The organism is Cryptocyanus atlanticus LEGE 06306 (genome assembly GCF_056633155.1).
Genome location: NZ_JBSJOZ010000005.1, coordinates 57,607 through 79,100 on the forward strand (window position 1 = coordinate 57,607; position 21,494 = coordinate 79,100).

The window sequence follows — 21,494 nt, forward strand, 5'->3', positions numbered from 1 at the left end:
CCGCCCCGCCTCTCCTGCCCCATGACGCCTCCGGCACGATCGATCCCCGAGCAGAGGGTGTCCACCGGCGCCGATCCCGTTGCTCCGGGGGTGCCCGCAAGGGTGCTGGTGGTGGGATCGGGCGGGCGTGAGAACGCCCTGGCCTGGGCCTTGCTCCGCTGCCGGGGGGTGGAGCGGGTCTGGGTGGCCCCCGGCAACGGCGGCACCGCGGCGCTGGCGGGCTGTGAACCCCTGGCGATCGCCGAAAGCGACCCGGCGGGCCTGCTGGAGGCCTGCCGGGAGCGAGCCGTCCAGCTGGTGGTGGTGGGTCCCGAAGGCCCCCTGGCCGCAGGCCTGGCCGACCGGCTTCGTGCCGGGGGTGTGGCGGTGTTCGGACCCGGGGCCGACGGCGCCCGGCTGGAGTCCAGCAAGCGCTGGGCCAAGGAGGTGATGCGGGAGGCCGGCATTCCCACGGCCGGCCACTGGGCCGCCTCCAGCCTCGAGGAGGCGCTCGCCGTGCTGGAGCGGAATCCGCGGCCGCTGGTTGTCAAGGCCGACGGCCTGGCCGCCGGAAAGGGTGTGACGGTGGCTGAGAGCACCGAGGAGACACGGGTGGCGATCGAGGCGGTGTTCGCGGGCCGCTTCGGCAGCGCCGGCGAGGCGCTGGTGCTGGAAGAACGTCTGAGCGGACCGGAGGTCTCCGTCTTCGCCCTCACGGATGGCCACGCCCTGGTGTTGCTTCCCCCCGCCCAGGACCACAAACGGATCGGCGAGGGCGACACCGGACCGAACACCGGTGGCATGGGGGCCTACGCCCCGGCCCCCCTGCTGGATGCCGACGCCCTTGAGCGGGTGCGTCGGGAGGTGCTTGAGCCCACCCTGGCGGCCCTGCGCCGCCGGGACATCGACTACCGCGGTGTGATCTACGCCGGCCTGATGCTCACGGCCTCGGGGCCGCAGGTCATCGAGTTCAACTGCCGCTTCGGGGATCCTGAGTGCCAGACCCTGATGCCGTTGCTGGGCGATGAGCTGGCCGAGGTTCTGATGGCCTGCGCCACCGGCCGGCTGGCCGAGGCTCCCGCGCTCAGCATCGCGTCGGGCTGCAGCGCCTGTGTGGTGGCGGCGGCAGCCGGCTATCCCGGTGAGGTGCGCCGGGGCGATGCGATTCACCAGACGCTCGAGCCCTCGCCGGAACGGCAGCTCTTCCACGCCGGCAGTCGGGTGGGCGCCGATGGGGTCTGCGTCACCTCCGGTGGACGGGTGCTGGCGGTGGTGGCCCAGGCTGCCGATTTCGACACCGCCTTCGCAGCGGCCTACGAGGGCCTGGAGCGCGTGGGGTTCGAGGGGATCCAGTTCCGACGGGATATCGGGCACCAGGTCCGCCGTGCCTAGGCTGGCGATCACTCGAGGGTTCCGCGACTGACCGCTGCCCCGCCCACTCCCGGCACTGATCCCCCCTCCGGCGGTGCGCCCGTTGCGTCTGCCCCGATTCCGGCGAGCACTCCGGACTCCTGGTGGCGAACACTGGCCCTGTGGTGGGCTGAGTTCAGCCTGCAGACCAAGCTCCTGGCGGTCGCCACCCTGGTGGTGAGCCTGATGATGACGGGCATCACCTTCTTCGCCCTCAACGGCATCCAGACGGATGCCCGCATGAGCGACACCCGCTTCGCCCGCGACCTGGGGCTGCTGCTCTCGGCGAATGTGACGCCCCTGGTGGCCGAAGGGAACGACCGGGAGCTGGCGGCGGTGGCCGAGCGGTTCTGGCGATCCAGCCGCAGCCTGCGGTACATCTTTTTCGCGGATCCCGAGGGGATCATCTACCTTGGAATCCCGATCAGCGGCACCAGCGGCGGCAGCGAACTGCTGCTCAGCCGCCGGCTGGAGTTGCCTCCCGATCTGCAGCGACGCCCCCAGAATCCCCTGATCCGCCAGCACCTCAGCCCCGACGGGCAGGTGACTGACGTGTTCGTACCGATGGTCAGCGAGGGCCGCTACCTCGGCGTGCTGGCCCTGGGCATCAACCCCAACGAGGCGGTGCTGGCCAGTGCAGCCCTCACCCGCGAGGTGACGGTGGCCGTGTTCATTTCGATCTGGGTGCTGGTGATTCTCGGCGCCGTCTTCAACGCGCTCACGATCACCCGCCCGGTCAAGGAACTGCTGCGCGGGGTCCGGGCGATCGCCGGCGGCGATTTCGATGCGCGAATCGCCCTGCCGGTGGGAGGTGAACTGGGGGAACTGCTCAATGGTTTCAACGACATGGCCTCCCAGCTCGAGGCCTACGACGCGGCCAACATCGAAGAGCTCACTGCCGCCCAGGTCAAACAGCAGACCCTGATCGCGACCATGGCCGATGGTGCTGCCCTGCTGGATGAGGCGGGTTGCATCGTGCTGGTGAACCCCACGGCCCGCCGTCTGTTCCGCTGGGAGGGCCGCAATCTCGAAGGCACGGATCTGGGCCGCGAGCTGCCCGAGCCCCTAGCGATGGAGCTGCAGACCCCGCTCGACGCCCTGCTCATCGGCGCCCGCGACAGTGCCGATGTGCGCTGCAGTTTCGGTGAGCCGCCCCGCACCCTGCGCATCGTGCTGCAGGCCGTCAAGGATGTCAGCGGCGAGAGCCTCAAGGGCATTGCCATGACCATCCAGGACCTGACCCGGGAAGTCGAGCTCAATGCGGCCCAGAGCCGCTTCATCAGCAACGTCTCCCACGAGCTGCGCACCCCCCTGTTCAACATCAAGAGCTACGTGGAGACCCTCCATGACCTGCGGGACCAGCTCAGCGAGGAGGAGACCCAGGAGTTTCTGGCCATTGCCAACGACGAGACCGATCGACTCACCCGGCTGGTCAACGACGTGCTGGACCTTTCCCGGCTGGAGTCGGATCGCACCTGGACGCTCGATCCGATGGAGCTGCGGCCCGCCATGGAGCAGACCCTGCGCAATTACCGGCTCAACGCCGATGAGCGGGGAGTGGAGCTTGAGCTGGACCTGGATGATCCCCTGCCGCGGGTGCGGGGCAACTGGGATCTGCTGCTGCAGGTGCTCGACAACCTGGTGGGCAACGCGCTCAAGTTCACCCCCAGCGGCGGGCGTCTCCGGCTGAGGGCCTATCCCTGGCCGGATTCCTGCCACCTCGATCCCAGCACCGCCCCCGATGGCCGTGCCCCCAGTTGCGAGCTCTCGTCCCCATTGCCGAGGCTCCGGCTGGAGATCGCCGACACCGGATCGGGCATCTCCCGGGAGGATCAGGCCCGGATCTTCGAGCGCTTCTACCGGGTGGAAAACGCCGTCCATACCGAGGTGGGCACCGGTCTGGGGCTCTCGATCGTCAAGGGGATCCTCGAGAAGCATGGCACCCGGGTGCAGATGGTGAGCGAGCCTGGGGTGGGCACCACCTTCTGGTTCGATCTGCCGCTGGAATGTGCTGATCGTGATGAGCTGCTGGTCAGTGGATCGCGCCAGCAGAGCCAGGGCATGGGCCGGCCGGAGGACTCAGAACGCCTCGTCGCTGGATATGCCGCGGGCGATGCGTGAGAGCTCACTGCGTTCATCGCTGGTGATGCGGTGGGGCACGCCGCTGATGATGCGCTCGAAATTGGAAAATGAATCCTTGATCTCCGGCCCATGTCCCGTGATCATGAACTCCCGAATGCCTTTGTCATGCCAGGACCCGCGCATCTTGAACACATTGATGGCCCGGGCCATTTCCCCTCTGATTTCAACGTATTGAAGCAGCAGGATCGTGTCGGTGATCGTGGAGATATGGGAGTCAGTGATAGAGTGACTGCCCATGAACTCTTCAGACGTATTGGTGAAAAAACCGGCAATTTCTTCCTGTTTTGCATAGCCGGTCACGCCGATCACAAATTGGCGGAAGGCGTTGTGGCTGACTCCTCTTGACAATGCGGAAAGGGAATCGATAGCCATGCGCGAAGGTTTGAAATCACCGATTTCAGTTTTGATAATTTGCAGATGGTCCTCGAGTCCGGTGGATTCGGGATAGGCGCAAATGATTTTAAGCAAACCATCCTTTTCCATCTGCTCAAAATCGATGCCCCAGCTGGTGGCGTTGCGGAGCAACTGCGCCCGGGACTCCTCGTAGGCGAACAGAATGGCCCGCTCCTGATTGCCGCAGGCATTTTCGATGAACTTGCTGACCAGGAGTGTTTTGCCCGTGCCGGTGGCACCGGTGGCCAGGATAATGGAATCCTTAAAGAAGCCGCCACCGCACATTTCATCAAGACGCGGGACTCCGGAGCTGAGCCGCACATTGGAAGAACTCTGGGTGAGCCGCATGGCTCCGAGGGGGAAGATGGCAACGCCATGAACTCCCATCGTGAAGGGGAATTCACCTTTCATGTGTGTAGTTCCCCTTAGCTTGAGGATTTCCACCGTGCGGCGGCGGCGCTCTCCCTCCAGCACGTTCCGGAGGATGATGACATTATCGGAGACGAATTCCTCAACTCCATACCGGGCGATCGGACCATATTCGTCAATACGCTCGGTGGTCATCACCGTGGTGACTCCGATTTCCTTGAGTCTGGCAATCAGGCGGAAGATTTCCCGCCTCACCACAGATACGGCATCGTATTGCTGGAAGACGGCTGTGATCGAATCGATGGCGACCCGCTTCGCCTTGTATTTTCTGATGGCGTAGTTGACCCGCTCAATCAAGCCAGAGAGGTCAAAGCTTCCGGCCACATCCTGACCATCAGGATCCGGGGAGGCGTCGAGGATGAACAGCTTGTCCCGGGCGATCAGATCCTCGAGATCCCAGCCGAAGCTGGCCGCATTTCGGATGATGTCAAGAGGAGATTCCTCGAAAGTAACGAGAATTCCGGGCTCATCAAATTCCCGGATTCCGTTATGCAGGAAATGAAGCGAGAAGACGGTCTTTCCGGTGCCGGAAGTGCCACTGATCAGCGTGGAGCGTCCGATCGGCAAGCCGCCATGGCAGATATCATCGAGACCCTCCACGCCCGTGGGAAGCTTCTGCACCTTCAGGCGCGGCAGATTGATTGCGCTGGGATCCTGCATGAAACGGTCTGGGCCCGGGTCAATTTAGTCTGCGGTCAGCCTCGGCGAGAGAAAGGGCAGGGGCTTCTACAGATTTCCCGAGGGCCTGGACGGCTCACCGAAGGTGCCGGAACCGGGTCCCGGCAGGCTGCTACTCGACCCGTCGTCCTCGGGGCCGCTGCTCTCGCTGAGTTCGTCGTAGAGGAGATCGAGGCCGATCAGCACCCGTTCCCGGTCGGAGAGGTCGCCGATGATCCGGCGCACCGGAGGCGGCAGGATCTTGGCCAGGGTCGGAGTGGCCAGGATCTTGTCTTCCTCGGCCAGCTGGGGATTCTTGAGCACATCGATCACCTTGAGGGCATAGACGCCTTTGAACTCCTCTTCCAGGATCGTGCGCAAGGTCTTGAGGGCGCGCATGGAGTTGGGAGTGTTCCCGGCCACGTAGAGCTTGAGGATGTAGGTCTTCTGAGGGCTCATCGGTTCGGTTCGGGAGTTGAGGCGGCGAGGCTGGCGAGTGGTTCGGGAACCTGGATGGACCCCTCCGGTGGAAGGGAGCGCCGATACATCTCGCAGAGATGGGCCATCACGTCCAGCAGGGCGAGCCGGTAGTCCTGGAGGAAATCATGCTTGTGCCCTTCCAGCTTGAGCTGTTTCCAGAAACCATCGATCATATTGGCATGGATTTCCACCAGTTTTGTGATCGATAGATCACTGAAGAAGGCCGTGTTGACGAAACTCTCAAGGGCCTGATTCGCGGCCGCTGGCCGGCGGAAATAGCTGATCAGAAGATCCCGATAGGTGCGCTCGAGCGAGCGCAGCAGTTCGTGCCGCTCGGTGGGGGGCAGATTGCGCAGGAATCGGGCAGGATCTCGTTTGTAGAAAACGCCGAGAAAGCCGAGACGTTCCTTGAGCCGATTCGCCAGCCGCCACTGGTCCTGGCTGGAGACGACACCATCGCCGCTGTCGCCGTTCGAGCGGTTGCGTCGCAGAAACCGGGAGATGGCCGCATCGAGGCAGTAGCTCAGCTGCTCCATCTGGTCCGGTGGAAGCTGAACCTCGGCCTCCATGTACTCGATTCCGCCGCCCATCGGACCCACCACCACCGCCGGCAGCACCAGACCCTGGGTCCTGAGCCGTTGAAAGGCCTCCAGCGAGAGCACACCCTGCTCGAGCAGCACCGCGTCGAACCGTTCCCAGCGCTGCTCCAGGGCCCCCGCCGGGTCGGATTCCTCGCCCAATTCCTCCACCCGATAGCGGCCCCCCTTGAGCCACTGGCTGCAGGCCCGGCGCAGACGCGGCTCCCGCAGCAGGGAGGCGATGGTGAGCGCCGGCTGGGACATGCCGTGGAACGGGGGACTGGGTGGGAACCCTAGTGTTGACGGGGGGGACGAGCGCAGGCAATGATGGACCCTTGTCTGCTGTTCGGTGGTGCGTCAGGCCCCAACAGCGCCGCCTTGCTGCGCCGCTGGCCTGCCCACGCCTCTTTCCGCCCATGAGCGAGTCCACGCCCAGTTTGTCCGCCAACGCCACCCCGCCGCCGCCGGCCGATCCGGCCCAGGCCAGTCCCTACGCGATCGTGGAGGCCTCCGGTCAGCAGTTCTGGCTGCAGCCCAACCGCTACTACGACCTCGATCGCCTCCACGCCGAGGTCGATGAAACCGTGACCCTGGAGAACGTGCTGCTGGTGCAGGACGGCACGGCCACCAGCCTGGGGCATCCGTTCGTGAGCGGAGCCAGCGTCGAGCTCAAGGTGATGGCCCACCGGCGCGGACCGAAGATCCTGGTGTACAAGATGCGGCCCAAGAAGAAGACCCGTCGCAAGAACGGTCACCGTCAGGAGCTCACCCGTGTGATGGTGCAAGCCATCCACATCGACGGCAAGCCGATCGCCTGAGCCGCCCCTCCCCCTGAGCGGATCCGGGATCACCGGATGATCGCCCGCTCCAGCCCCCCATCCCCTGATCCCCTCCCATGGCCCACAAGAAAGGCACCGGCTCCACCCGCAACGGCCGCGATTCCAACAGCAAGCGGCTCGGCGTCAAGCGCTACGGCGGCGAAACGGTCACCGCCGGCTCGATTCTGATCCGTCAGCGCGGTACCGCGGTGATGCCCGGTGTCAACGTGGGTCGCGGTTCCGACGACACCCTCTTCGCCCTGGTGGATGGGGTGGTCACGTTCGACACGATCAAGCGCAATCTGCGGGCCCGCAAGCGCATCAACGTGGCGCTCGCCTGAAACACCCGGACCGATCGCCTCGCCTCAGCCGTTGAGGCGATAGGCCCGGGTGGTGATCAGATAGGGGTGGAACACCTCCACGAAGCGGCTCTGCAGCGTGAGGAAGAACCGCTCCACCAGGGCGGGATCATCGAAGTGAAAGGGATATTCCCCAGCGAATCCCTTGAAGAAGTACCAGTTCAGCAGCGCGATGGCCCCGGGGGCCATGCGGGCGGCGAAGATTTCCAGCTGGCTGGCCGGATCCGGCAGATGCTCGAGCACATCGAGGCACACCACCGTGTCGAAGCGCTCGGGCAGGCCAGAGTCCTGCAGATCCCGGCAGGTGTGGATGCGATCGCCGAGCCCGAGGCGACCGGCGCGTTCCCCCAGGAAGGCGCGGTTGTGGGGATTGAGGTCCACCACCCAGACGCCGGCCACCGGCTCAAGGGCGGCGGCGGCCAGGGCATGGGTGCCGATGCCGCCTCCGAAGTCAAGCACGTTCCCGCTCGCGTAGCGGGCCTGCAGGCGCAGGGTGTCGGCGATGTAGGCGGCGCTGCCGAGGTGCCAGGCCGCCAGCTCCAGTAGATGGGTGTCGCCCACGGTTTCCTCATAGAACGCCTGGACCCGCTGGGGATCGAAGCCGACGGCACCGGGATGCAGGGCGGCCAGATCGCCGCAGCTGGCGGCCAGGCGCTCCTCCAGGCGGGCCTGGCTGAGGCCGAGGTGGGCGGCCAGCTGCTCCCGCAGGGCAAAGCCGTCCCTGAGGAAGCGCTCCGGGGTCAGGGTCCCCGCCGCCAGGGGTGGGGCTTCGGTGGTCTGGGGGAGCGGGGAGATGGTGCTGATGCGCTCGGACACACCTGGTCATGACTGGTGGGTGGCAGGCTAGTCCGGCGCCGCTTTGAGCTCCGCGCCGTCTCCGGGCACGTCCAGCCAGCGCCGCAGCCAGCCCACCAGTAGATAGAAGGGCAACGTGTCGAGCAAGGCCGCCACCAGCTTGAACAGGTAGCCACTGGCGATGAAGGCTCCCAGCTGGGGCAGCACAGGTGCCTCCGGGTGGATCGGCAACACGTGGGCGGCGAAGTGACTGACCAGTACCACCGCGCTGGTGTCCACCAGCTGGCTGATCAGGGTGGAGCCGTTGTTGCGCAGCCACAGGGCCTTGCCGCCGCTGACCCGTTTCCAGAAATGGAACAGCCGCACATCGGTGAACTGGGCTGCCAGATAGGCCAGCATCGAGGCCCCGACCGCCCCGAAGGCCAGACGGCGCACCTCGAAGAACACCGGCAGGGACCCGCCCGGCCCTGGCCCCGGCGGACCGGCCAGCCCCCCGAAGCCGTCGAGGCCCGGCAGGATCCCCCCGAGCCAGAGAATGAGCACGATCCATCCGTTGAGCAGCAGTCCCACCCAGACCAGCTGGCCGGCGGCGCGCTCCCCCCAGATCTCGCTGATCAGATCGGTGCACAGGAAGGTGACCGGATAGGGCAGTGCTCCCACCGCCACCACGATCGGGAAGCCCGCGATCGATCCGAGGCTGAGAAAACGGGTCAGCCCGAGGATGTTCAGCATTCCCATCGTGCCGAGGAAGAGGCCCGAGAGCACCAGAAAGGCCAGGTCGCGGCGATGTCGCAGGGTCACGGGAGCCTTCGAAGCGGAGCGGCCCCAGCCTGCTGGCCGCCCCGATGGATGCAACAGTGACCCCATGACGGCCGTTCCCTCCCAACCCGGCAGAGGTCCGGAGCCCTGCGGTTTTCTGGTACTGGACAAGCCGGCGGGACTCACCTCCCAGGCCTGTGTGGGTCGGGTGCGCCGGCGCTATGGCCTGCGCCGGGTCGGCCACGGGGGCACCCTGGATCCCGCCGTGACCGGCGTGCTCCCCCTGGCCCTCGGGCCGGCCACCCGGCTGCTCCCCTATCTGCCGGGCGACAAGGCCTATCGGGGCGTGCTGCAGCTCGGGTTACGCACGGTCAGCGACGATCTGGAGGGGGAGGTGCTCGAGCGGCTGCCGGTTCCGCCCCTGGGGCGGCCAGAACTGGAGTGTGCCCTCGCCGGCTTCCGCGGTTCGATCCTTCAGCGCCCCCCCCAGGTGTCGGCGGTCCATGTGGCGGGTGAGCGGGCCTACGCCCGGGTCCGCCGCGGCGAGGCCCTGGATCTTGAGCAGCGGGCCGTCACGATCGAGAGCCTCGATCTGATCGACTGGGATCCGGCCCGGGGCCGGCTAGAGGTGGTGGTTCGCTGCACCGCCGGCACCTACATCCGCTCCCTGGCCCGCGATCTGGGTCAGCGGCTCGGCTGCGGGGGGGCCCTGGCCCAGCTGCGGCGCACCGAGGCCCTCGGCTTCCTCCTCGCCGGCAGCGTGCCCCTGGAGGCCCTGGCGGAGGAGCCGCCCCCGCCCCTGCTGGATCCCCTGGTCGCGCTGGGCCATCTGCCGTCCCATGCCCTGGCGGCCACCGATCTGGTCAGCTGGCGCTGCGGCCGGATCCTGGCCGGCGATCCGGCTCTGCCGGCCGAGCAGGCCGTGGTGGTGACCGATCCCGCCGGCCATCTCGCCGGCATGGCCCGGGCCCGCGGCGACGGCTGGCTCCAGCCCCGATTGGTGCTGGACGCCACCGGCTGAGTCCTCTCGACCCGGCGCTCCCCCCGCTCCCCCCCGCTCCCCTGCTTCCGCTTCTCGATGGCCGGCCACAGCAAATGGGCCCAGATCAAACGCCAGAAGGCGGTGGTGGACGCCAGGCGCGGCGTCGTCTTCACCCGGCTCGCCCGGGAGATCACCGTGGCGGCCCGCACCGGCGGCGACCCGGCCGGCAGCTTCCAGCTGCGCACCGCCATCGAGAAGGCCCGGGCGGCCGGAGTGCCCAACGTCAACATCGAGCGGGCGATCGCCAAGGGCAGCGGCCGGGGCGACAGCGAGGCCGAACAGTTCGAGGAGGTGCGCTACGAGGGCTACGGACCCGGCGGGGTGGCCGTGCTGATCGAGGCCTTCACCGACAACCGCAACCGCACGGCCGCGGCCCTGCGCCTGGCCTTCAGCAAGCAGGGCGGCAACCTCGGCGAGACCGGCTGCGTTGGCTACCTGTTCGAACAGCGGGGCGTGGTGCGGATCGAGCCACCCCTGCCGGCCGAGGAGGACCTGCTCGAGGGCCTGCTTCAGCTGGAGGAGGCGGGAGGACCGCCGGCGCTGGGCTATGCCTTCGAGGCGGGGGGTCTGGAGGTCTTCACCGGTTTCACCGGTCTGGAGGCCCTTCAGGATGGTCTGCGGCGCCTGGGCTGGGCCGTCTCGGAGTGGGAACACCGCTGGCTCTCCTCCACCCCCTGCCATCTCGAGAACGGGGAGCACCTGCGGGCCTGCCTGCGCATGCTGGATGCCCTCGAGGATCTCGACGACGTCCGCAGTGTCACCAGCAACCTGGAGGCCGATGAGGAGCGGATCGAAGCGGCGATGGCCTGAGGGTTCAGCCCTCAAGCGCGGCCCGATCGACCATCAGCCGCAGGTCGGGATGCCGCTGCAGCCAGCTGGCCGGCAGGTCGGCGTCTGGAGCGCTGCTGAGCAGCCGGCGGAGGATCGGCCGCTTGGCTGCCCCCGCCACCACCAGCAGCACCCGGCGGGCGCGAAGGATCTCCCGGAGGCCCAGGGTGATCGCCCCCTCGGGCACCCGTTCGGGATCCCCGCCGAAGGCGCCGGCGTTCTGGCGGCGGGTGGCGGGGTTCAGGCTCAGCCAGCGGGTGGGGGCGTTTGGACCACAGGGGGGCTCATTGAAGCCCACGTGGCCGTTGTCCCCCAATCCCAGCAGCTGCAGACCGATCCCTCCGGCCCTGGCCACCGCGTCGCCGTAGCGGCGCGCCTCCGCGGCCGGGTCGGCGGCCAGGCCGTCGGGAAGCCTAAGCCGGGCCGGATCGAGGCCCAGCGGTCGCCCCAGCATCCGGTCCATGGCGGCGGCGAAGGAACGGGGATCGTCGCGGGCCAGGCCCCCGTATTCGTCCAGATTGAAGCTGGACCAGCGGTCCAGGATCGCCGCACGCTCGGCCTGGGGCAGATCCCACAGCTGGTCCAGCAGGGCGGCATAGACCGGCTCCATCGTGCGGCCCGTGGCCAGTCCGAGGGGCTGGCCGGGGCCTGAGCGCAATTCCTTCAGCAGCTGGTCGGCCACCCGTGCGGCCAGCTCCCGACCCGATGCCGCCACCTCCAGACGTCCCTGCAGCCAGAGCGGCGGACGAGCGCCGCCGGGGAGGGGGTGAGCCGGGGGTGAGCTCAGGGACTGCGGTGGCCCGTCGCGGCGCTGGGGTTCCATGCGCTCGAGCCTGCTGCAGCGGGGGGCACCGCCGCCAGGGGACCTGCGGCCGTGCCCCGGAACGGCCTCACTTCGGCGCCCCGGTAGTAGTGACGGAGAATCTGCTCGAACCCCTGACCCCTGAGGGCGAGGCCATAGGCCCCCCACTGGCTCATGCCCACCCCGTGGCCGAAGCCGCGGCCGATCGCGACGATCGCGCTCGAAGGGGGCAGCAACGGCTGGGGAGGGGGTGGCGGCACCAGCAACGGCGAGGAGGCCGAGTTCATCCAGGGGGTCCCCGTCGCCGCCGCCGCGGGTCCGGAGGAGATCCCCGAGGAGGCTGCACCGAGGGCGGGAGCGCTGAATGTGAAGGGAACCGCCTCGAATCGCACGAAGGTGCTGCGCAGGCCCAGGCGCTTCCGCAGCTCCGCGCCGCTGACCACCAGCGTGCCCTGGGGGCCGACCACCCGCGCCTGCCGGACCCGGCCGCTTCCGGTGGTGGAGAGGATGTCGATCCGTCGGGCGCCGCCGATCTCTCCGAAGGCCTGCCGCAGCAGATTCGTCGAGAGGGTCTTCTCCCAGCGATGCACCGGACTCTGCTGGTCGTCGTCGGGCACGCTGACCAGATACGGCAGCTGGCGGGACCAGATGTCGCCGCTGTTCTCGGTGCTACCGCCACTGCTGCTGTGGAACACGGCGTTGATCAGCGTGTTGCGGTGCATCAGCACCAGTCCCTCGGTGCTGCTCACGGCCTGACGGGTGGAGCCGGTCTCCGCCTCCAGCCCTTTGTAGACCTGGCTGGTCACCGTGGCGGTCAGATCGAAGGCCGCCACGGGCTTGCGCTGGCGCAGGGCGTAGGTGCGGGCCGCCACGGCCTGGGCCCTGAGGGCCTCCAGGGGCCAGCTGGCCGGCATTTCGCTGCCCACCACACTGGGCAGATAGGTTTCGAGCGGGATGTGGTTGATCGCCTGCAGCTGGGTTGCGGCGGGGCGCACCTGCAGGCGACCGCGGTATACCCGCCTGGCCAGCTGGAGCGTGCCGTTTCCGGAGGAATCCGGAAGGGGCTCCACCCAAAGCTCCCCGACCATGAGGCTGGGGGCGGCGTTGACCCCGCCCGGCCCTGTGCCGCGCGCCTCCACTTGGCCCGCGGCCAGGCGCAGCGTGAGGCTGGAGCCCGCCGGCAGGCGCAGCACTTCGGCACCGCCGGCGGCGCGCCGCAGCCGCAGCCCCCCGCTGCCCGTCACCTGGATCCCGGGAGCCTCCACCAGCAGCACCCGCAGCAGGGGATTGGCCCCGGAGGCTCTGGCGGTTGAGGGGGAGCTGGACGCCGCTGTCTGCGCCGCCCGGGCCGGCCCCGCGGCCATGGGGGTGGTGCCCAGGCCCAACGGCACCCCCACGACGGCCAGCAGGCCAAGAACCCGCCTGCGCCCGCTGGAGCCCCCGGTGCCGGTGGGTCGGCCCAGGGGTGCTTTCAGGGTCTTGGATGCCGCCATGCGTGGCCTCTCGCGGTGCCGGAGTGAGCGCCATTGTGACCAGCGCGGCGGGCCCGTGCCAGGGCGGACCGGGACAGAGCCGGACGTGGCAGCATGCGCGAAACAGGCCAGTGGTGTGCAGGTCACCTTTCTCGGCACCAGCTCGGGTGTGCCCACCCGCGGCCGTAATGTCTCGGCCGTGGCCCTGCGCCTTCCCCAGCGGGCCGAACTCTGGCTCCTGGACTGCGGCGAGGGAACCCAGCATCAGTTCCTGCGCAGTGAACTGCGGGTCTCCCAGCTCCGGCGGATCTTCGTCACCCACATGCACGGGGACCACGTCTTCGGGCTGCCGGGCCTTCTGGCCAGCCTCGGTCTGGCGGGCTCCTGCGGCGGCGTCGATCTCTATGGCCCCGATCCGCTGCGGGAGTACCTCGACGGGGCACTGCGCACCTCGTCCACCCGCATTGGCTACCCCCTGCGGATCCACCGGGTGCGGGAGGCGGCCAGCGCCGGCACCGTGCTGCTCGACGATGGCGACCTGCAGGTGCGCTGCGCTCCCCTCACCCATCGCATTCCGGCCTTCGCCTACCGCTTTGAGCAGAAACCGCGCCCGGGTCGCTTCGACGTGGCGATGGCCCGGGAGCTGGGGATTCCCGCCGGGCCGCTCTATGCCGAACTCAAGGCCGGCCGCACCATCACCCTTGAGGACGGCCGCACCATTCGGGGCTCCGCGCTCTGCGGCCCGGCCCGGCCGGGTTGCAGCGTCGTGTACTGCACCGACACGGTGTTCTGTGAGGCGGCGGTGGAGCTGGCCCGGGGCGCCGACCTGCTGATCCACGAATCCACCTTTGCCCATGCCGAGGCCGAACTCGCCTTCCAGCGCCAGCATTCCACCAGCACCATGGCCGCCCAGACGGCGGCGCTGGCCGGGGTGAAGCAACTGGTGCTCACCCATCTGAGCCCTCGCTATGTGGCCGGCAATGCGGTCACTCCGGAGGATCTGGTGGAGGAGGCCCGTTCAATCTTCGCGAACACTCTGGTGGCCAGGGATTTCCTCAGCATCGATGTGACCCCCGGCCCCGAGGGGGTGGCTCGGCGGGAGAGTGATCCCTGCAACAGTTCTTGATTCCGGGCTGGCGGACCCTTCCCCCGTGATACAAGGTCTGGGGTGCGGTGTCCACCGCCTTTTCGCCGGCTCCCTACATGGCCTCTTTCCTTTCCTCTGCCCGTCGGGCGGTTGCCCGGACCCTGCTGGTTCTGCCCGTGGCGCTGCTGCTCTGGCTCGGTCTTCCCGTGACAGACGCCCAGGCCGCCCAATGGGACACCGCCACGCTTACCGTGCCCGGCGCCCCCGACGGCAGCCTGGTGACCTTCAGCGAGGCGGAGGTCAAATCCGGTCGCAAACTCTTCAACGACAGCTGCGGCACCTGCCACGCCGGCGGCATCACCAAGACCAACCACAACGTGGGACTCGATCCCGAGACCCTCGCCCTGGCCACCCCGCCGCGGGATTCGGTCGATGCCCTGGTCGACTACATCAAGGACCCCACCTCCTACGACGGCGAATACAGCATCGCGGACGTGCATCCCAGCATGCGGAGCAGCGATGTGTTCGTGAAGATGCGTGATCTCGATGACGATGACCTGCGTCTGATCGCCGGATACATCCTGGTGGCCCCCAAGGTGAATGGGATCCAGTGGGGTGGCGGCAAGGTCTACTTCTGATTCCGCCCATCGGACGCTGCAGGTCGTCGCAGCGACCGGCAGCGTCCGGCTTCAGGTCCCGACGGCCGGATCGGCCAGGGCCCGGAGCGGCGCGAGGTTCCCGGCCGCCCAGGAGACTGGCTGCTTGCTGTACCACCACTCCTGCAGGGCCGGACTGAGCCGCTGGGGGAAGAGGGTCAGGACCGTGCGGGTGGGCCTGGAACCGGGCTGGAGCAGCTCCACCGCGTAGGAGGGACAGCGGCGGGAGGCCAGGTCGGGCACGAAGCGGCGGCCGATGCGCCTCCAGCTGGGTTCCTTGCTGCGCCAGGCCAGCCGGCAGCAGGGCCAGGGCAATTCCTCGCGATCGAAGAGGCGGCAGCAGGGACCCAGGACCCGGAAGCTGTACTGCCCGCCCGGACTGCTGTGCTCGCTGCCGGGCTCGAGAAGGGTGTCAACCTGCAACGGCATGAAAAAGCCACCCCGCAGGGTGGCAGAGAACGGGGATCCAGACAAGCGGGACGGCTCTCGCCTTGGCCCGCCGGCTGGGAATGACCTGGTGGCCCGAGCTCAGTAGAGCTCTTCTTCGGTGTGGGTCTTGATGGTGCAGTCGGAGGTGGGGTACGCCACACAGGTCAGCACGAAACCGGCCTCGATCTGGTCGTCGTCCAGGAAGCTCTGGTCCGACTGGTCGACGGTGCCGCTGCTGAGCTTGCCGGCGCAGGTGGAGCAGGCGCCGGCCCGGCAGGAGTAGGGAAGGTCGATGCCCTGCTCTTCAGCGGCGTCGAGAATGTACTGATCGTCGGGTACCTCAATGGTCTTGTTGAGGCCTTCGCTCTCGTTGATGAGGGTGACCTTGTAGGAAGCCATGGAAAAGGTTGGGGCTCACAGGCTCCTGGACGATCCGGGCCTGTAGGACCGCACCGTCCTACATCCGACAGGGGGGCTTCCCGGCGATTGACGGCCAGGAAGCGGAGAAGCCCAATCAAAGGGTGATCACGCATAAGCGTGATTTATGCAACATCCGGGCCCACCGCCGCGCCCCCTGGCCGTCGATGGATCTCCAGCAGCCCCCAGACGCCGCTGGAGCTCACCAGCGAGCACGACCAGCCCAAAGCGTCCAGGTGCGCCTCCAGGGCCGGTGCCTGGTCCACCAGCAGGCCGCTGAGCAGGCCGATCCCCTCGGCCGAGAGTACGAGGGGAAACGTGGGGGCGAGCTGCTTGATCACCGGCGCCAGGATGTTGCAGAGGAGCAGGTCGGCCGGCTGCCCGTCGAGCAGGCCCGCCAGAGCTTCCACCGATCCCTCCGCCACCCGCAGCGGCGCCTCCCCGCCCGGCCTCTCCCCACCGAAGGGTTCGCCGTTCAGACGGGCATTGCTGAGGCAGGCCCGTACCGCCAGCGGGTCGATGTCCACGGCTGCCACCGAGGCGGCCCCGAAGCGCAGCGCCCCCAGGCCGAGGATGCCGCTGCCGCAGCCCAGGTCCGCCACCCGCAGGCCCCGGGGGGCGATCCGCTCGAGCGCCTCCAGACAGAGACGGGTGGTGGGATGGCTGCCGGTGCCGAAGGCACTGCCGGGATCGATGCGGATCACGGCACGATCGGCATGCTCAGCCGGCCAGTCCAGCCAGGCCGGCAGGATCAGCAGCCGCTCACCCACCGGATCGGCCTGCCAGTGCTGCTTCCAGCTCTGGCTCCAGTCCTCCTCGCCCTGCCGATGCCAGTGGAGCGGGGGCAGGGTCAGGCCGAACGGCTCAGCGAGCGGGGCCAGATCGGCCGCCAGGCGCGTCCGCTCCACTGCCGGCCAGTCCGCCTCCGGCAGCCAGGCCAGGAGTTGATGGCGCCACGGGGTGGCGGGCTCGGATCGGATCGCCAGCCGCCGGATGCCGAGGGATTCCAGCTTCCAGAGCAGGGACTCCTCCAGCTCGTGGGGCGCCTCCATCTCCAGTCGCCACCAGGCCGGCGAGGGGGAGGTCAGCACCGTGACGTCGCCATCAGAGCGTGACGGGATGGGCTTCCTGGATGCCGTCGATCTTCCCGATCGAGAGGAGCAGGCTGGGAGGAATCGGATCGTCGAGGCTGAGCACCATTACGGCGTCCCCCCGCACGATGCGACGCCCCACCTGCATCGAGGCGATGTTGACGTTGTGTTCGCCCAGCAGGGAACCCAGGTGGCCGATGATCCCGGGCATGTCCCGGTGACGGGTGATCAGCATGTGCCGGCTCGGGCTCACGTTCACGGGGAACTCGTCGATCGTGGTGATGCGCAGGTCTCCGTCGGCGAACACCGCGCCGGTGACGGTGTGGCGTCCCTGGCCGCCCCGGCAGGTGAGCTGGAGGGAGCCACCGGCAAAATCGCGGCTGGCGTCGTCCTTCACCTCCAGCACATGGATGCCGCGGCTCCGCGCTTCCAGGGAGGCGTTCACGTAGTTGATCCGATCGCCCAGGGCGCTCGTGAGCAGGCCCTTCAGCGAAGCGACGACCAGGGGCTGGGAGGGATGGCTGGCGAACTCGCCCTGCAGCCGCACCTCCATGTCCTGGACCGAGCCCCCCGCCAGCTGGCTCAGCAGCAGGCCGAGGGTTTCCGCCAGCTGCAGGTGGGGCTTGAGCCGCTCCATCACCTCGGGAGTGAGCCCTGGGATGTTCACGGCGCTGCGGGCGGGAAGGCCCAGCAGCACATCGCGGATCTGCTCGGCCACGTCGATGGCCACGTTCTCCTGCGCCTCCTCGGTGGAAGCCCCCAGATGGGGGGTGAGGATCAGCCGATCGTCCACCCGCCGCAGCGGTGAATCGGCCTCCAGGGGTTCGTTGGCGTACACATCGAGGGCGGCGCCGGCGATCGTGCCGGCGTTAAGGGCGTCAGCCAGGGCCTGCTCATCGACGATGCCGCCCCGGGCACAGTTCACCAGCCGGGCGGTGGACTTCATCGTCGCCAGCAGGGCGGCGTTGACCAGGTTCTCCGTCTCCGGCGTCCGGGGCAGGTGCAGGCTGATGAAGTCGGCTTCGGCGAAGAGCGGCCCGATCCCCATCAGCCGCACCTGCAACTGCTGGGCCCGCTCGGCGGAGATGAAGGGGTCGTAGGCCAGCACCTCCATGCCCATGGCCTTGGCGACCCGGGCCACGTGGGAGCCGATCTTGCCGAGGCCCACCACCCCCAGCCGCTTCTTGTAGAGCTCGTTGCCGACGTACTTCTTGCGGTCCCAGCCCCCCGCCATCGTGCTGAGGTGGGCCTGGGGCACATGGCGTGAAAGGGCGAGCATCATCGCCAGGGCGTGCTCGGCCGCCGCGATCGTGTTGCCCTCCGGTGAATTCACCACCAGCACCCCCCGCTGGGTGGCGGCCGGCACGTCCACGTTGTCGACCCCGACCCCGGCCCGCCCGATGATCTTCAGCCGCGGCGCCGCCGCGATCATCTCAGCGGTCACCTGGGTGCCGGAGCGGATCATCAGGGCGTCGTAGTCCCCGATGAGTTGCAGCAACTGCTCCGGCGGCAGTCCGGTGCGCACATCCACCTGCGCCACCTGAGAGAGGATGTCGATGCCCGTCTGGTCGATGGGATCGGAAACCAGAACCTTCGTCATGACCCGGCGCAGAGGGATTCCAGCTCTGGACCAGGGCCAGAGGCTGCCGGGGGTGAAGTGTAGTGAGCGGCGGCCACGCCCTCCCCGCTCGAGCGGGGAGAATCAGCACTTTGGGGCGAGGGTCCTTGGCCTTGAGCGTGGTGGTGGTGCTGGCCGATCGCAAGCGGCTGCACAGGTTGCGTGACCAGCTCGCCGCCCTGGACCCGGCCCCAGCCAGCCTGGTGGCTCTGGGTGATGGAGAAACGGCCATGGACTCGGTGGAGCGCCTCAACCCGGCCCTCGCCCGTCGCCGCCGCCAGCGGAGCATGGTGCGCTGGCTGATGCCGTTCGGCTTCTTCGCCGGGCTGATGTTCACCTTCATCACTGACCTTCACACCTTTTCCTTCGCGGGTCCCTATGGCGAGCCGGTCATCGGCGGCCTGCTGGGCATGGGGTCGGGCTGGATGGGCAGTTATGCGGCCGCCGCCAGTGTCCGTTCCGAGGAGGATGACCGGATCCGCAGCCTGCGCAACCGGCTCGAGGAAGGCAACTGGCTGCTGCTTGTGGAGAGCGCCGCCGGCCAGGAGATCCCCTGGTCGGTGATCCAGCAGGCCGGCCCGAAGGCCGTCGTGCGGCTCTCCGAAACTTGAAGCCCGGATCCGCCGGCGCCAAGGATCCGCTGCTGCCCCGCGCGGAACTGCTGCGGGACAGCCGGCAGCCCCTGGAGCTGGCGGCGGTGATCGAGCGGGCCGAGCAGGTCCTGCGGCGTTGGGAACCGCTCTGGACCGGTTTCGTCTCCGCGGCGGCGCGGGAGGAGGCCCTCGAGCGCCTCGGAGGGTACGAGGAGCTGCGGTTGCTGGCCGATGGCGGGGTGGAAGGGGCCGAGCGCTGCCGGCTGCGGCTCTGCCGCTCCGAGCTGGCCACGGCCTCCGGTGCTCCCGGAGCCGCGGCCGACAGGCAGGGGGGGGAGGGGCCGGACCTTGAGAGTCCGGCCCTGGTGGGCCTGGAGATGGGCGGCAACTTCCTCTTCGATCCAGCCGAGGCGGCCGAGTTTCGCGCCGCTCTGATCCGCGCGGGCGCGGCCGCGGCGGAGCTGGGGGACCTCTGGATCCGCGGTGATCGCGGCGCCCAACTGGTGACGGTGCCCGCCCTGGCCGCCCGGCTGCAGGGCACTACCGCGCTGGTGCGCCGGGTGGAGGTGGACCTGGAGCCGGTGCCGCTCGAGCTACTGCGGCCGCCCGGCCGACCCCGGCCCCGGCGTCTGACCACGGTGGAGGCGTCCAGGCGGCTGGACGCCGTTGCCTCGGCGGGGTTCGGCGTTTCCCGCAGCCGCATGGCCGGGCTGATCCGTCAAGGAGCCGTGCGGGTCAACTGGGTGGGGGCCCGCAGCCCGAGCCGGGAGCTGCAGGCTGGGGATCGCGTCCAGCTCGAGAACCGAGGAGAACTGACCGTGCTCGGGATCGAAGCCACGAAACGGGAGCGATGGCGGCTGGAGCTCCAGCGGAGCTGAGCGGTCGGAGCCGGTGGCCGCCGCCCTTTCCGCCAGGGGGCTGGCCAGGCTGACTGCTAGGTTTCACAGCTCGATCAGAAGCGTTCGGTCCGGAGGATCCATCCGACCGGTCGAACCGGGTGATCTCACCTGCTGATCTCCACCTGGTGAACCGGCTGGGTGACCGGGCGATTAGCTCAGAGGTAGAGCACTACCTTGACACGGTAGGAGTCACTGGTTCGATTCCAGTATCGCCCACTGAATTACAGCGGAAGCAGGAGTTCGGATGGCCCCGTCGCCAGAGCCTTTCACCGTGGTGGTTGGTCTGGCGCGCTCCGGCACCGGCGCTGCCCGGCTGCTCAAGGCCCGCGGGGGCCGGGTGCTGATCCTCGAGAGTCGACGCTCCCCGGATCTGGAGAACCGTTCCAGCACCCTGCGCGCGAGTGGCATCGAGGTGATGCTGGGCACCCCCCTGGCGATCACCAGCTTCGAGGCCCTCGGTCGGAGGCCCGGTGCCGTCGTGGTGAGTCCAGGCATCCCCTGGGACCATGCGGTTCTGGAGGAGCTGCGCCGGCGGGGCGTGCGGGTCTGCGGTGAGCTCTCGATCGCCTGGGAAGAGAGCCGGGGAATTCCCTGGATCGGGATCACCGGCACCAACGGCAAGACCACGGTCACCCATCTGGTCAGCCATCTGCTGTGCCGGGCCGGCCTCGATGCCCCCATGGCCGGCAACGTGGGACTGTCTGCTGCCGAGCTGATTCTGGAGCGCCGCGAGAACGGCGCTCGGGCCCCGGACTGGCTGGTGGCCGAACTGAGCAGCTATCAGATCGAATCCTCGGCTGAGCTGGCTCCCCGCATCGGCCTCTGGACGACGCTCACCCCCGATCACCTCGAGCGCCACGGCACGCTCGAGCGGTACCGCTCGATCAAACGGGGACTGCTGGAGCGTTCCACCACCCGGCTGCTGAACGCGGATGATCCGGATCTGCGGTCCCAGGCCAGCAGCTGGGACCGGGCCGAGTGGGTCAGCGCCGGCCCCCGTCAGCACCTCCCCGGCTGCATCAGCCCCCTGCTCTGGATCGAGGCTGGCCTGGTGTGGGGACCTGGCGGTGCGCTCTTCCCGGCCGACTGCCTGCGGATGCCTGGGGCCCACAACCGCCAGAATCTTCTGCTGGCTGCCGCCACCGGTCTGAAGCTGGGCCTTGAGCCGGCGGTGATGGAAGCGGCCTTCCGGTCCTTCCCGGGGGTGCCCCACCGGCTGGAGCGGATCCGCGAGCTGGCGGGAGTGACCTGGTTCAACGACAGCAAGGCCACCAACTACGCCGCCGCCGAAGTCGGACTGACCGCCCTCGCCGCTCCATTGGTCGCCCTGGCGGGGGGGGAGGCCAAGCAGGGAGACCCGCAGGCCTGGCTGGAGGCCCTGGGGCGCCAGGCGGCCGCGGTGGTGCTGTTCGGGGCCGCCCGGGACGCCTTCGCGGCCCTGCTCCGGGAGAGTGGGTACGGCGGCAGCGTCACCGTGGTGGAAGGGCTGGCCGAGGCCGTGCCCCTGGCCCGGGGGCTGGCCGCGGCCCACCGGTGCTCCACGGTGCTGCTCTCACCGGCCTGCGCCAGCTTCGATCAGTACACCGATTTCGAGGCGCGTGGTGAACACTTCCGCCAGCTGGTGGCCGCCCTCGGAGTGCAGGGATCCGCCCCGGAGAATGCGGCAGACTGATCCTCACGCCGGGCAGGGCGACTTCGCCAGAGGGGCTCGATACACTGGGGCACCCTCGAACCCTCGCCCCGCAAGGGTGCGGATCCGGT

General features: G+C 68.6%; 22 protein-coding genes and 1 tRNA gene. 12 read left to right on the forward strand and 11 right to left on the reverse strand.

The genetic code is table 11. The features are described 5' to 3' along the window. Nucleotides 1–21: 21 nt before the first annotated feature. Nucleotides 22–1,371 carry a phosphoribosylamine--glycine ligase gene (gene purD / locus ACWJI7_RS07140; RefSeq protein WP_479936580.1) on the forward strand — a complete coding sequence of 450 codons (1,350 nt, stop codon included), beginning with the start codon at nt 22–24 and terminating at the stop codon, nt 1,369–1,371. 96 nt (nt 1,372–1,467) lie between these two features. Continuing rightward, nucleotides 1,468–3,510, forward strand: a complete 2,043-nt coding sequence (locus ACWJI7_RS07145; protein WP_479936906.1) for an ATP-binding protein — start codon at nt 1,468–1,470, stop codon at nt 3,508–3,510. Here the strand turns inward: ACWJI7_RS07145 and kaiC are convergent. The 3 genes from kaiC to ACWJI7_RS07160 form a co-directional block, all read right to left on the reverse strand. Continuing rightward, nucleotides 3,469–5,013: a circadian clock protein KaiC gene (gene kaiC, locus ACWJI7_RS07150; protein WP_479936582.1), complete on the reverse strand. Its 1,545-nt coding sequence runs from the start codon at nt 5,011–5,013 to the stop codon at nt 3,469–3,471. The genes ACWJI7_RS07145 and kaiC overlap by 42 nt on opposite strands. Nucleotides 5,014–5,079: 66 nt before the next feature. After that, nucleotides 5,080–5,469, reverse strand: a complete 390-nt coding sequence (gene kaiB, locus ACWJI7_RS07155) for a circadian clock protein KaiB (RefSeq protein WP_479936584.1) — start codon at nt 5,467–5,469, stop codon at nt 5,080–5,082. Further along, entirely contained in the window at nt 5,466–6,332 is an 867-nt protein-coding gene (locus ACWJI7_RS07160) for a circadian clock protein KaiA (RefSeq protein ID WP_479936586.1), read from the reverse strand. The genes kaiB and ACWJI7_RS07160 overlap by 4 nt, the downstream gene beginning before the upstream one ends. A gap of 152 nt (nt 6,333–6,484) precedes the next feature. Between ACWJI7_RS07160 and rplU the strand changes: the two genes are divergently transcribed. After that, nucleotides 6,485–6,886, forward strand: coding sequence for a 50S ribosomal protein L21 (gene rplU, locus ACWJI7_RS07165; protein ID WP_479936588.1), 402 nt, complete (start codon nt 6,485–6,487; stop codon nt 6,884–6,886). 77 nt (nt 6,887–6,963) lie between these two features. Further along, nucleotides 6,964–7,227, forward strand: a complete 264-nt coding sequence (gene rpmA, locus ACWJI7_RS07170) for a 50S ribosomal protein L27 (RefSeq protein ID WP_479936590.1) — start codon at nt 6,964–6,966, stop codon at nt 7,225–7,227. A 24-nt stretch (nt 7,228–7,251) separates the two neighbouring features. On the opposite strand, the gene ACWJI7_RS07175 is transcribed toward rpmA, so the two are convergent. Together ACWJI7_RS07175 and ACWJI7_RS07180 are read right to left on the reverse strand one after the other, a co-directional pair. After that, nucleotides 7,252–8,004, reverse strand: a complete 753-nt coding sequence (locus ACWJI7_RS07175) for a class I SAM-dependent methyltransferase (RefSeq protein ID WP_479936907.1) — start codon at nt 8,002–8,004, stop codon at nt 7,252–7,254. Between the two features lie 84 nt (nt 8,005–8,088). After that, nucleotides 8,089–8,841: a queuosine precursor transporter gene (locus tag ACWJI7_RS07180; protein ID WP_479936592.1), complete on the reverse strand. Its 753-nt coding sequence runs from the start codon at nt 8,839–8,841 to the stop codon at nt 8,089–8,091. Between the two features lie 64 nt (nt 8,842–8,905). Between ACWJI7_RS07180 and truB the strand changes: the two genes are divergently transcribed. Both truB and ACWJI7_RS07190 read left to right on the forward strand, forming a co-directional pair. Beyond that, a complete protein-coding gene (truB, locus tag ACWJI7_RS07185) occupies nt 8,906–9,820 on the forward strand; it encodes a tRNA pseudouridine(55) synthase TruB (RefSeq protein ID WP_479936594.1) in 915 nt (304 codons plus the stop codon). 57 nt (nt 9,821–9,877) lie between these two features. Further along, on the forward strand, nt 9,878–10,651 hold the full coding sequence (locus ACWJI7_RS07190; RefSeq protein WP_479936596.1) for a YebC/PmpR family DNA-binding transcriptional regulator: 774 nt from the start codon (nt 9,878–9,880) through the stop codon (nt 10,649–10,651). 4 nt (nt 10,652–10,655) lie between these two features. Here the strand turns inward: ACWJI7_RS07190 and ACWJI7_RS07195 are convergent, their stop codons facing one another. Next, nucleotides 10,656–11,492 (reverse strand): glucosamine-6-phosphate deaminase, encoded by an 837-nt coding sequence (locus ACWJI7_RS07195; RefSeq protein WP_479936598.1) that lies wholly within the window; start codon nt 11,490–11,492, stop codon nt 10,656–10,658. After that, complete coding sequence (locus ACWJI7_RS07200; protein WP_479936600.1) at nt 11,453–12,964, reverse strand: SpoIID/LytB domain-containing protein; 1,512 nt, start codon at nt 12,962–12,964, stop codon at nt 11,453–11,455. The genes ACWJI7_RS07195 and ACWJI7_RS07200 overlap by 40 nt, the downstream gene beginning before the upstream one ends. Nucleotides 12,965–13,079: 115 nt before the next feature. On the opposite strand from ACWJI7_RS07200, the gene ACWJI7_RS07205 reads away from it, so the two are divergent. Then, nucleotides 13,080–14,069, forward strand: coding sequence for a ribonuclease Z (locus ACWJI7_RS07205; RefSeq protein WP_479936909.1), 990 nt, complete (start codon nt 13,080–13,082; stop codon nt 14,067–14,069). Between the two features lie 77 nt (nt 14,070–14,146). Then, on the forward strand, nt 14,147–14,668 hold the full coding sequence (gene psbV / locus ACWJI7_RS07210; RefSeq protein WP_479936602.1) for a photosystem II cytochrome c-550: 522 nt from the start codon (nt 14,147–14,149) through the stop codon (nt 14,666–14,668). Between the two features lie 51 nt (nt 14,669–14,719). Here the strand turns inward: psbV and ACWJI7_RS07215 are convergent, their stop codons facing one another. The 4 genes from ACWJI7_RS07215 to serA form a co-directional block, all read right to left on the reverse strand. After that, a complete protein-coding gene (locus ACWJI7_RS07215; RefSeq protein WP_479936604.1) occupies nt 14,720–15,115 on the reverse strand; it encodes a hypothetical protein in 396 nt (131 codons plus the stop codon). Between the two features lie 99 nt (nt 15,116–15,214). Continuing rightward, complete coding sequence (locus tag ACWJI7_RS07220) at nt 15,215–15,514, reverse strand: ferredoxin (protein ID WP_479936606.1); 300 nt, start codon at nt 15,512–15,514, stop codon at nt 15,215–15,217. A 143-nt stretch (nt 15,515–15,657) separates the two neighbouring features. Then, nucleotides 15,658–16,623 carry a 50S ribosomal protein L11 methyltransferase gene (prmA, locus tag ACWJI7_RS07225; RefSeq protein ID WP_479936609.1) on the reverse strand — a complete coding sequence of 322 codons (966 nt, stop codon included), beginning with the start codon at nt 16,621–16,623 and terminating at the stop codon, nt 15,658–15,660. Between the two features lie 13 nt (nt 16,624–16,636). Next, a complete protein-coding gene (gene serA, locus ACWJI7_RS07230; protein WP_479936611.1) occupies nt 16,637–18,223 on the reverse strand; it encodes a phosphoglycerate dehydrogenase in 1,587 nt (528 codons plus the stop codon). 125 nt (nt 18,224–18,348) lie between these two features. On the opposite strand from serA, the gene ACWJI7_RS07235 reads away from it, so the two are divergent. The 4 genes from ACWJI7_RS07235 to murD all read left to right on the forward strand — a co-directional run bounded on the left by ACWJI7_RS07235 (nt 18,349) and on the right by murD (nt 21,405). Next, entirely contained in the window at nt 18,349–18,852 is a 504-nt protein-coding gene (locus tag ACWJI7_RS07235) for a hypothetical protein (RefSeq protein WP_479936613.1), read from the forward strand. After that, nucleotides 18,849–19,712 (forward strand): photosystem II electron transport protein, Sll1252 family, encoded by an 864-nt coding sequence (locus tag ACWJI7_RS07240; protein WP_479936615.1) that lies wholly within the window; start codon nt 18,849–18,851, stop codon nt 19,710–19,712. Before ACWJI7_RS07235 ends, ACWJI7_RS07240 begins: the two co-directional genes overlap by 4 nt. Before the next feature lie 165 nt (nt 19,713–19,877). Beyond that, a tRNA-Val gene (locus ACWJI7_RS07245) sits at nt 19,878–19,949 on the forward strand. A 28-nt stretch (nt 19,950–19,977) separates the two neighbouring features. Further along, entirely contained in the window at nt 19,978–21,405 is a 1,428-nt protein-coding gene (murD, locus tag ACWJI7_RS07250; protein WP_479936617.1) for a UDP-N-acetylmuramoyl-L-alanine--D-glutamate ligase, read from the forward strand. The last annotated feature ends 89 nt before the right edge of the window (nt 21,406–21,494 follow it).

Bases quoted from the DNA above. Each gene is read 5' to 3' on its own strand.
- purD (WP_479936580.1), top strand. From the start codon at position 22: ATGACGCCTCCGGCACGATCGATCCCCGAGCAGAGGGTGTCCACCGGC.
- kaiC (WP_479936582.1), bottom strand. From the start codon at position 5,013: ATGCAGGATCCCAGCGCAATCAATCTGCCGCGCCTGAAGGTGCAGAAG.
- kaiB (WP_479936584.1), bottom strand. From the start codon at position 5,469: ATGAGCCCTCAGAAGACCTACATCCTCAAGCTCTACGTGGCCGGGAAC.
- ACWJI7_RS07160 (WP_479936586.1), bottom strand. From the start codon at position 6,332: ATGTCCCAGCCGGCGCTCACCATCGCCTCCCTGCTGCGGGAGCCGCGT.
- rplU (WP_479936588.1), top strand. From the start codon at position 6,485: ATGAGCGAGTCCACGCCCAGTTTGTCCGCCAACGCCACCCCGCCGCCG.
- rpmA (WP_479936590.1), top strand. From the start codon at position 6,964: ATGGCCCACAAGAAAGGCACCGGCTCCACCCGCAACGGCCGCGATTCC.
- truB (WP_479936594.1), top strand. From the start codon at position 8,906: ATGACGGCCGTTCCCTCCCAACCCGGCAGAGGTCCGGAGCCCTGCGGT.
- ACWJI7_RS07190 (WP_479936596.1), top strand. From the start codon at position 9,878: ATGGCCGGCCACAGCAAATGGGCCCAGATCAAACGCCAGAAGGCGGTG.
- ACWJI7_RS07195 (WP_479936598.1), bottom strand. From the start codon at position 11,492: ATGGAACCCCAGCGCCGCGACGGGCCACCGCAGTCCCTGAGCTCACCC.
- ACWJI7_RS07200 (WP_479936600.1), bottom strand. From the start codon at position 12,964: ATGGCGGCATCCAAGACCCTGAAAGCACCCCTGGGCCGACCCACCGGC.
- psbV (WP_479936602.1), top strand. From the start codon at position 14,147: ATGGCCTCTTTCCTTTCCTCTGCCCGTCGGGCGGTTGCCCGGACCCTG.
- ACWJI7_RS07215 (WP_479936604.1), bottom strand. From the start codon at position 15,115: ATGCCGTTGCAGGTTGACACCCTTCTCGAGCCCGGCAGCGAGCACAGC.
- ACWJI7_RS07220 (WP_479936606.1), bottom strand. From the start codon at position 15,514: ATGGCTTCCTACAAGGTCACCCTCATCAACGAGAGCGAAGGCCTCAAC.
- serA (WP_479936611.1), bottom strand. From the start codon at position 18,223: ATGACGAAGGTTCTGGTTTCCGATCCCATCGACCAGACGGGCATCGAC.
- murD (WP_479936617.1), top strand. From the start codon at position 19,978: ATGGCCCCGTCGCCAGAGCCTTTCACCGTGGTGGTTGGTCTGGCGCGC.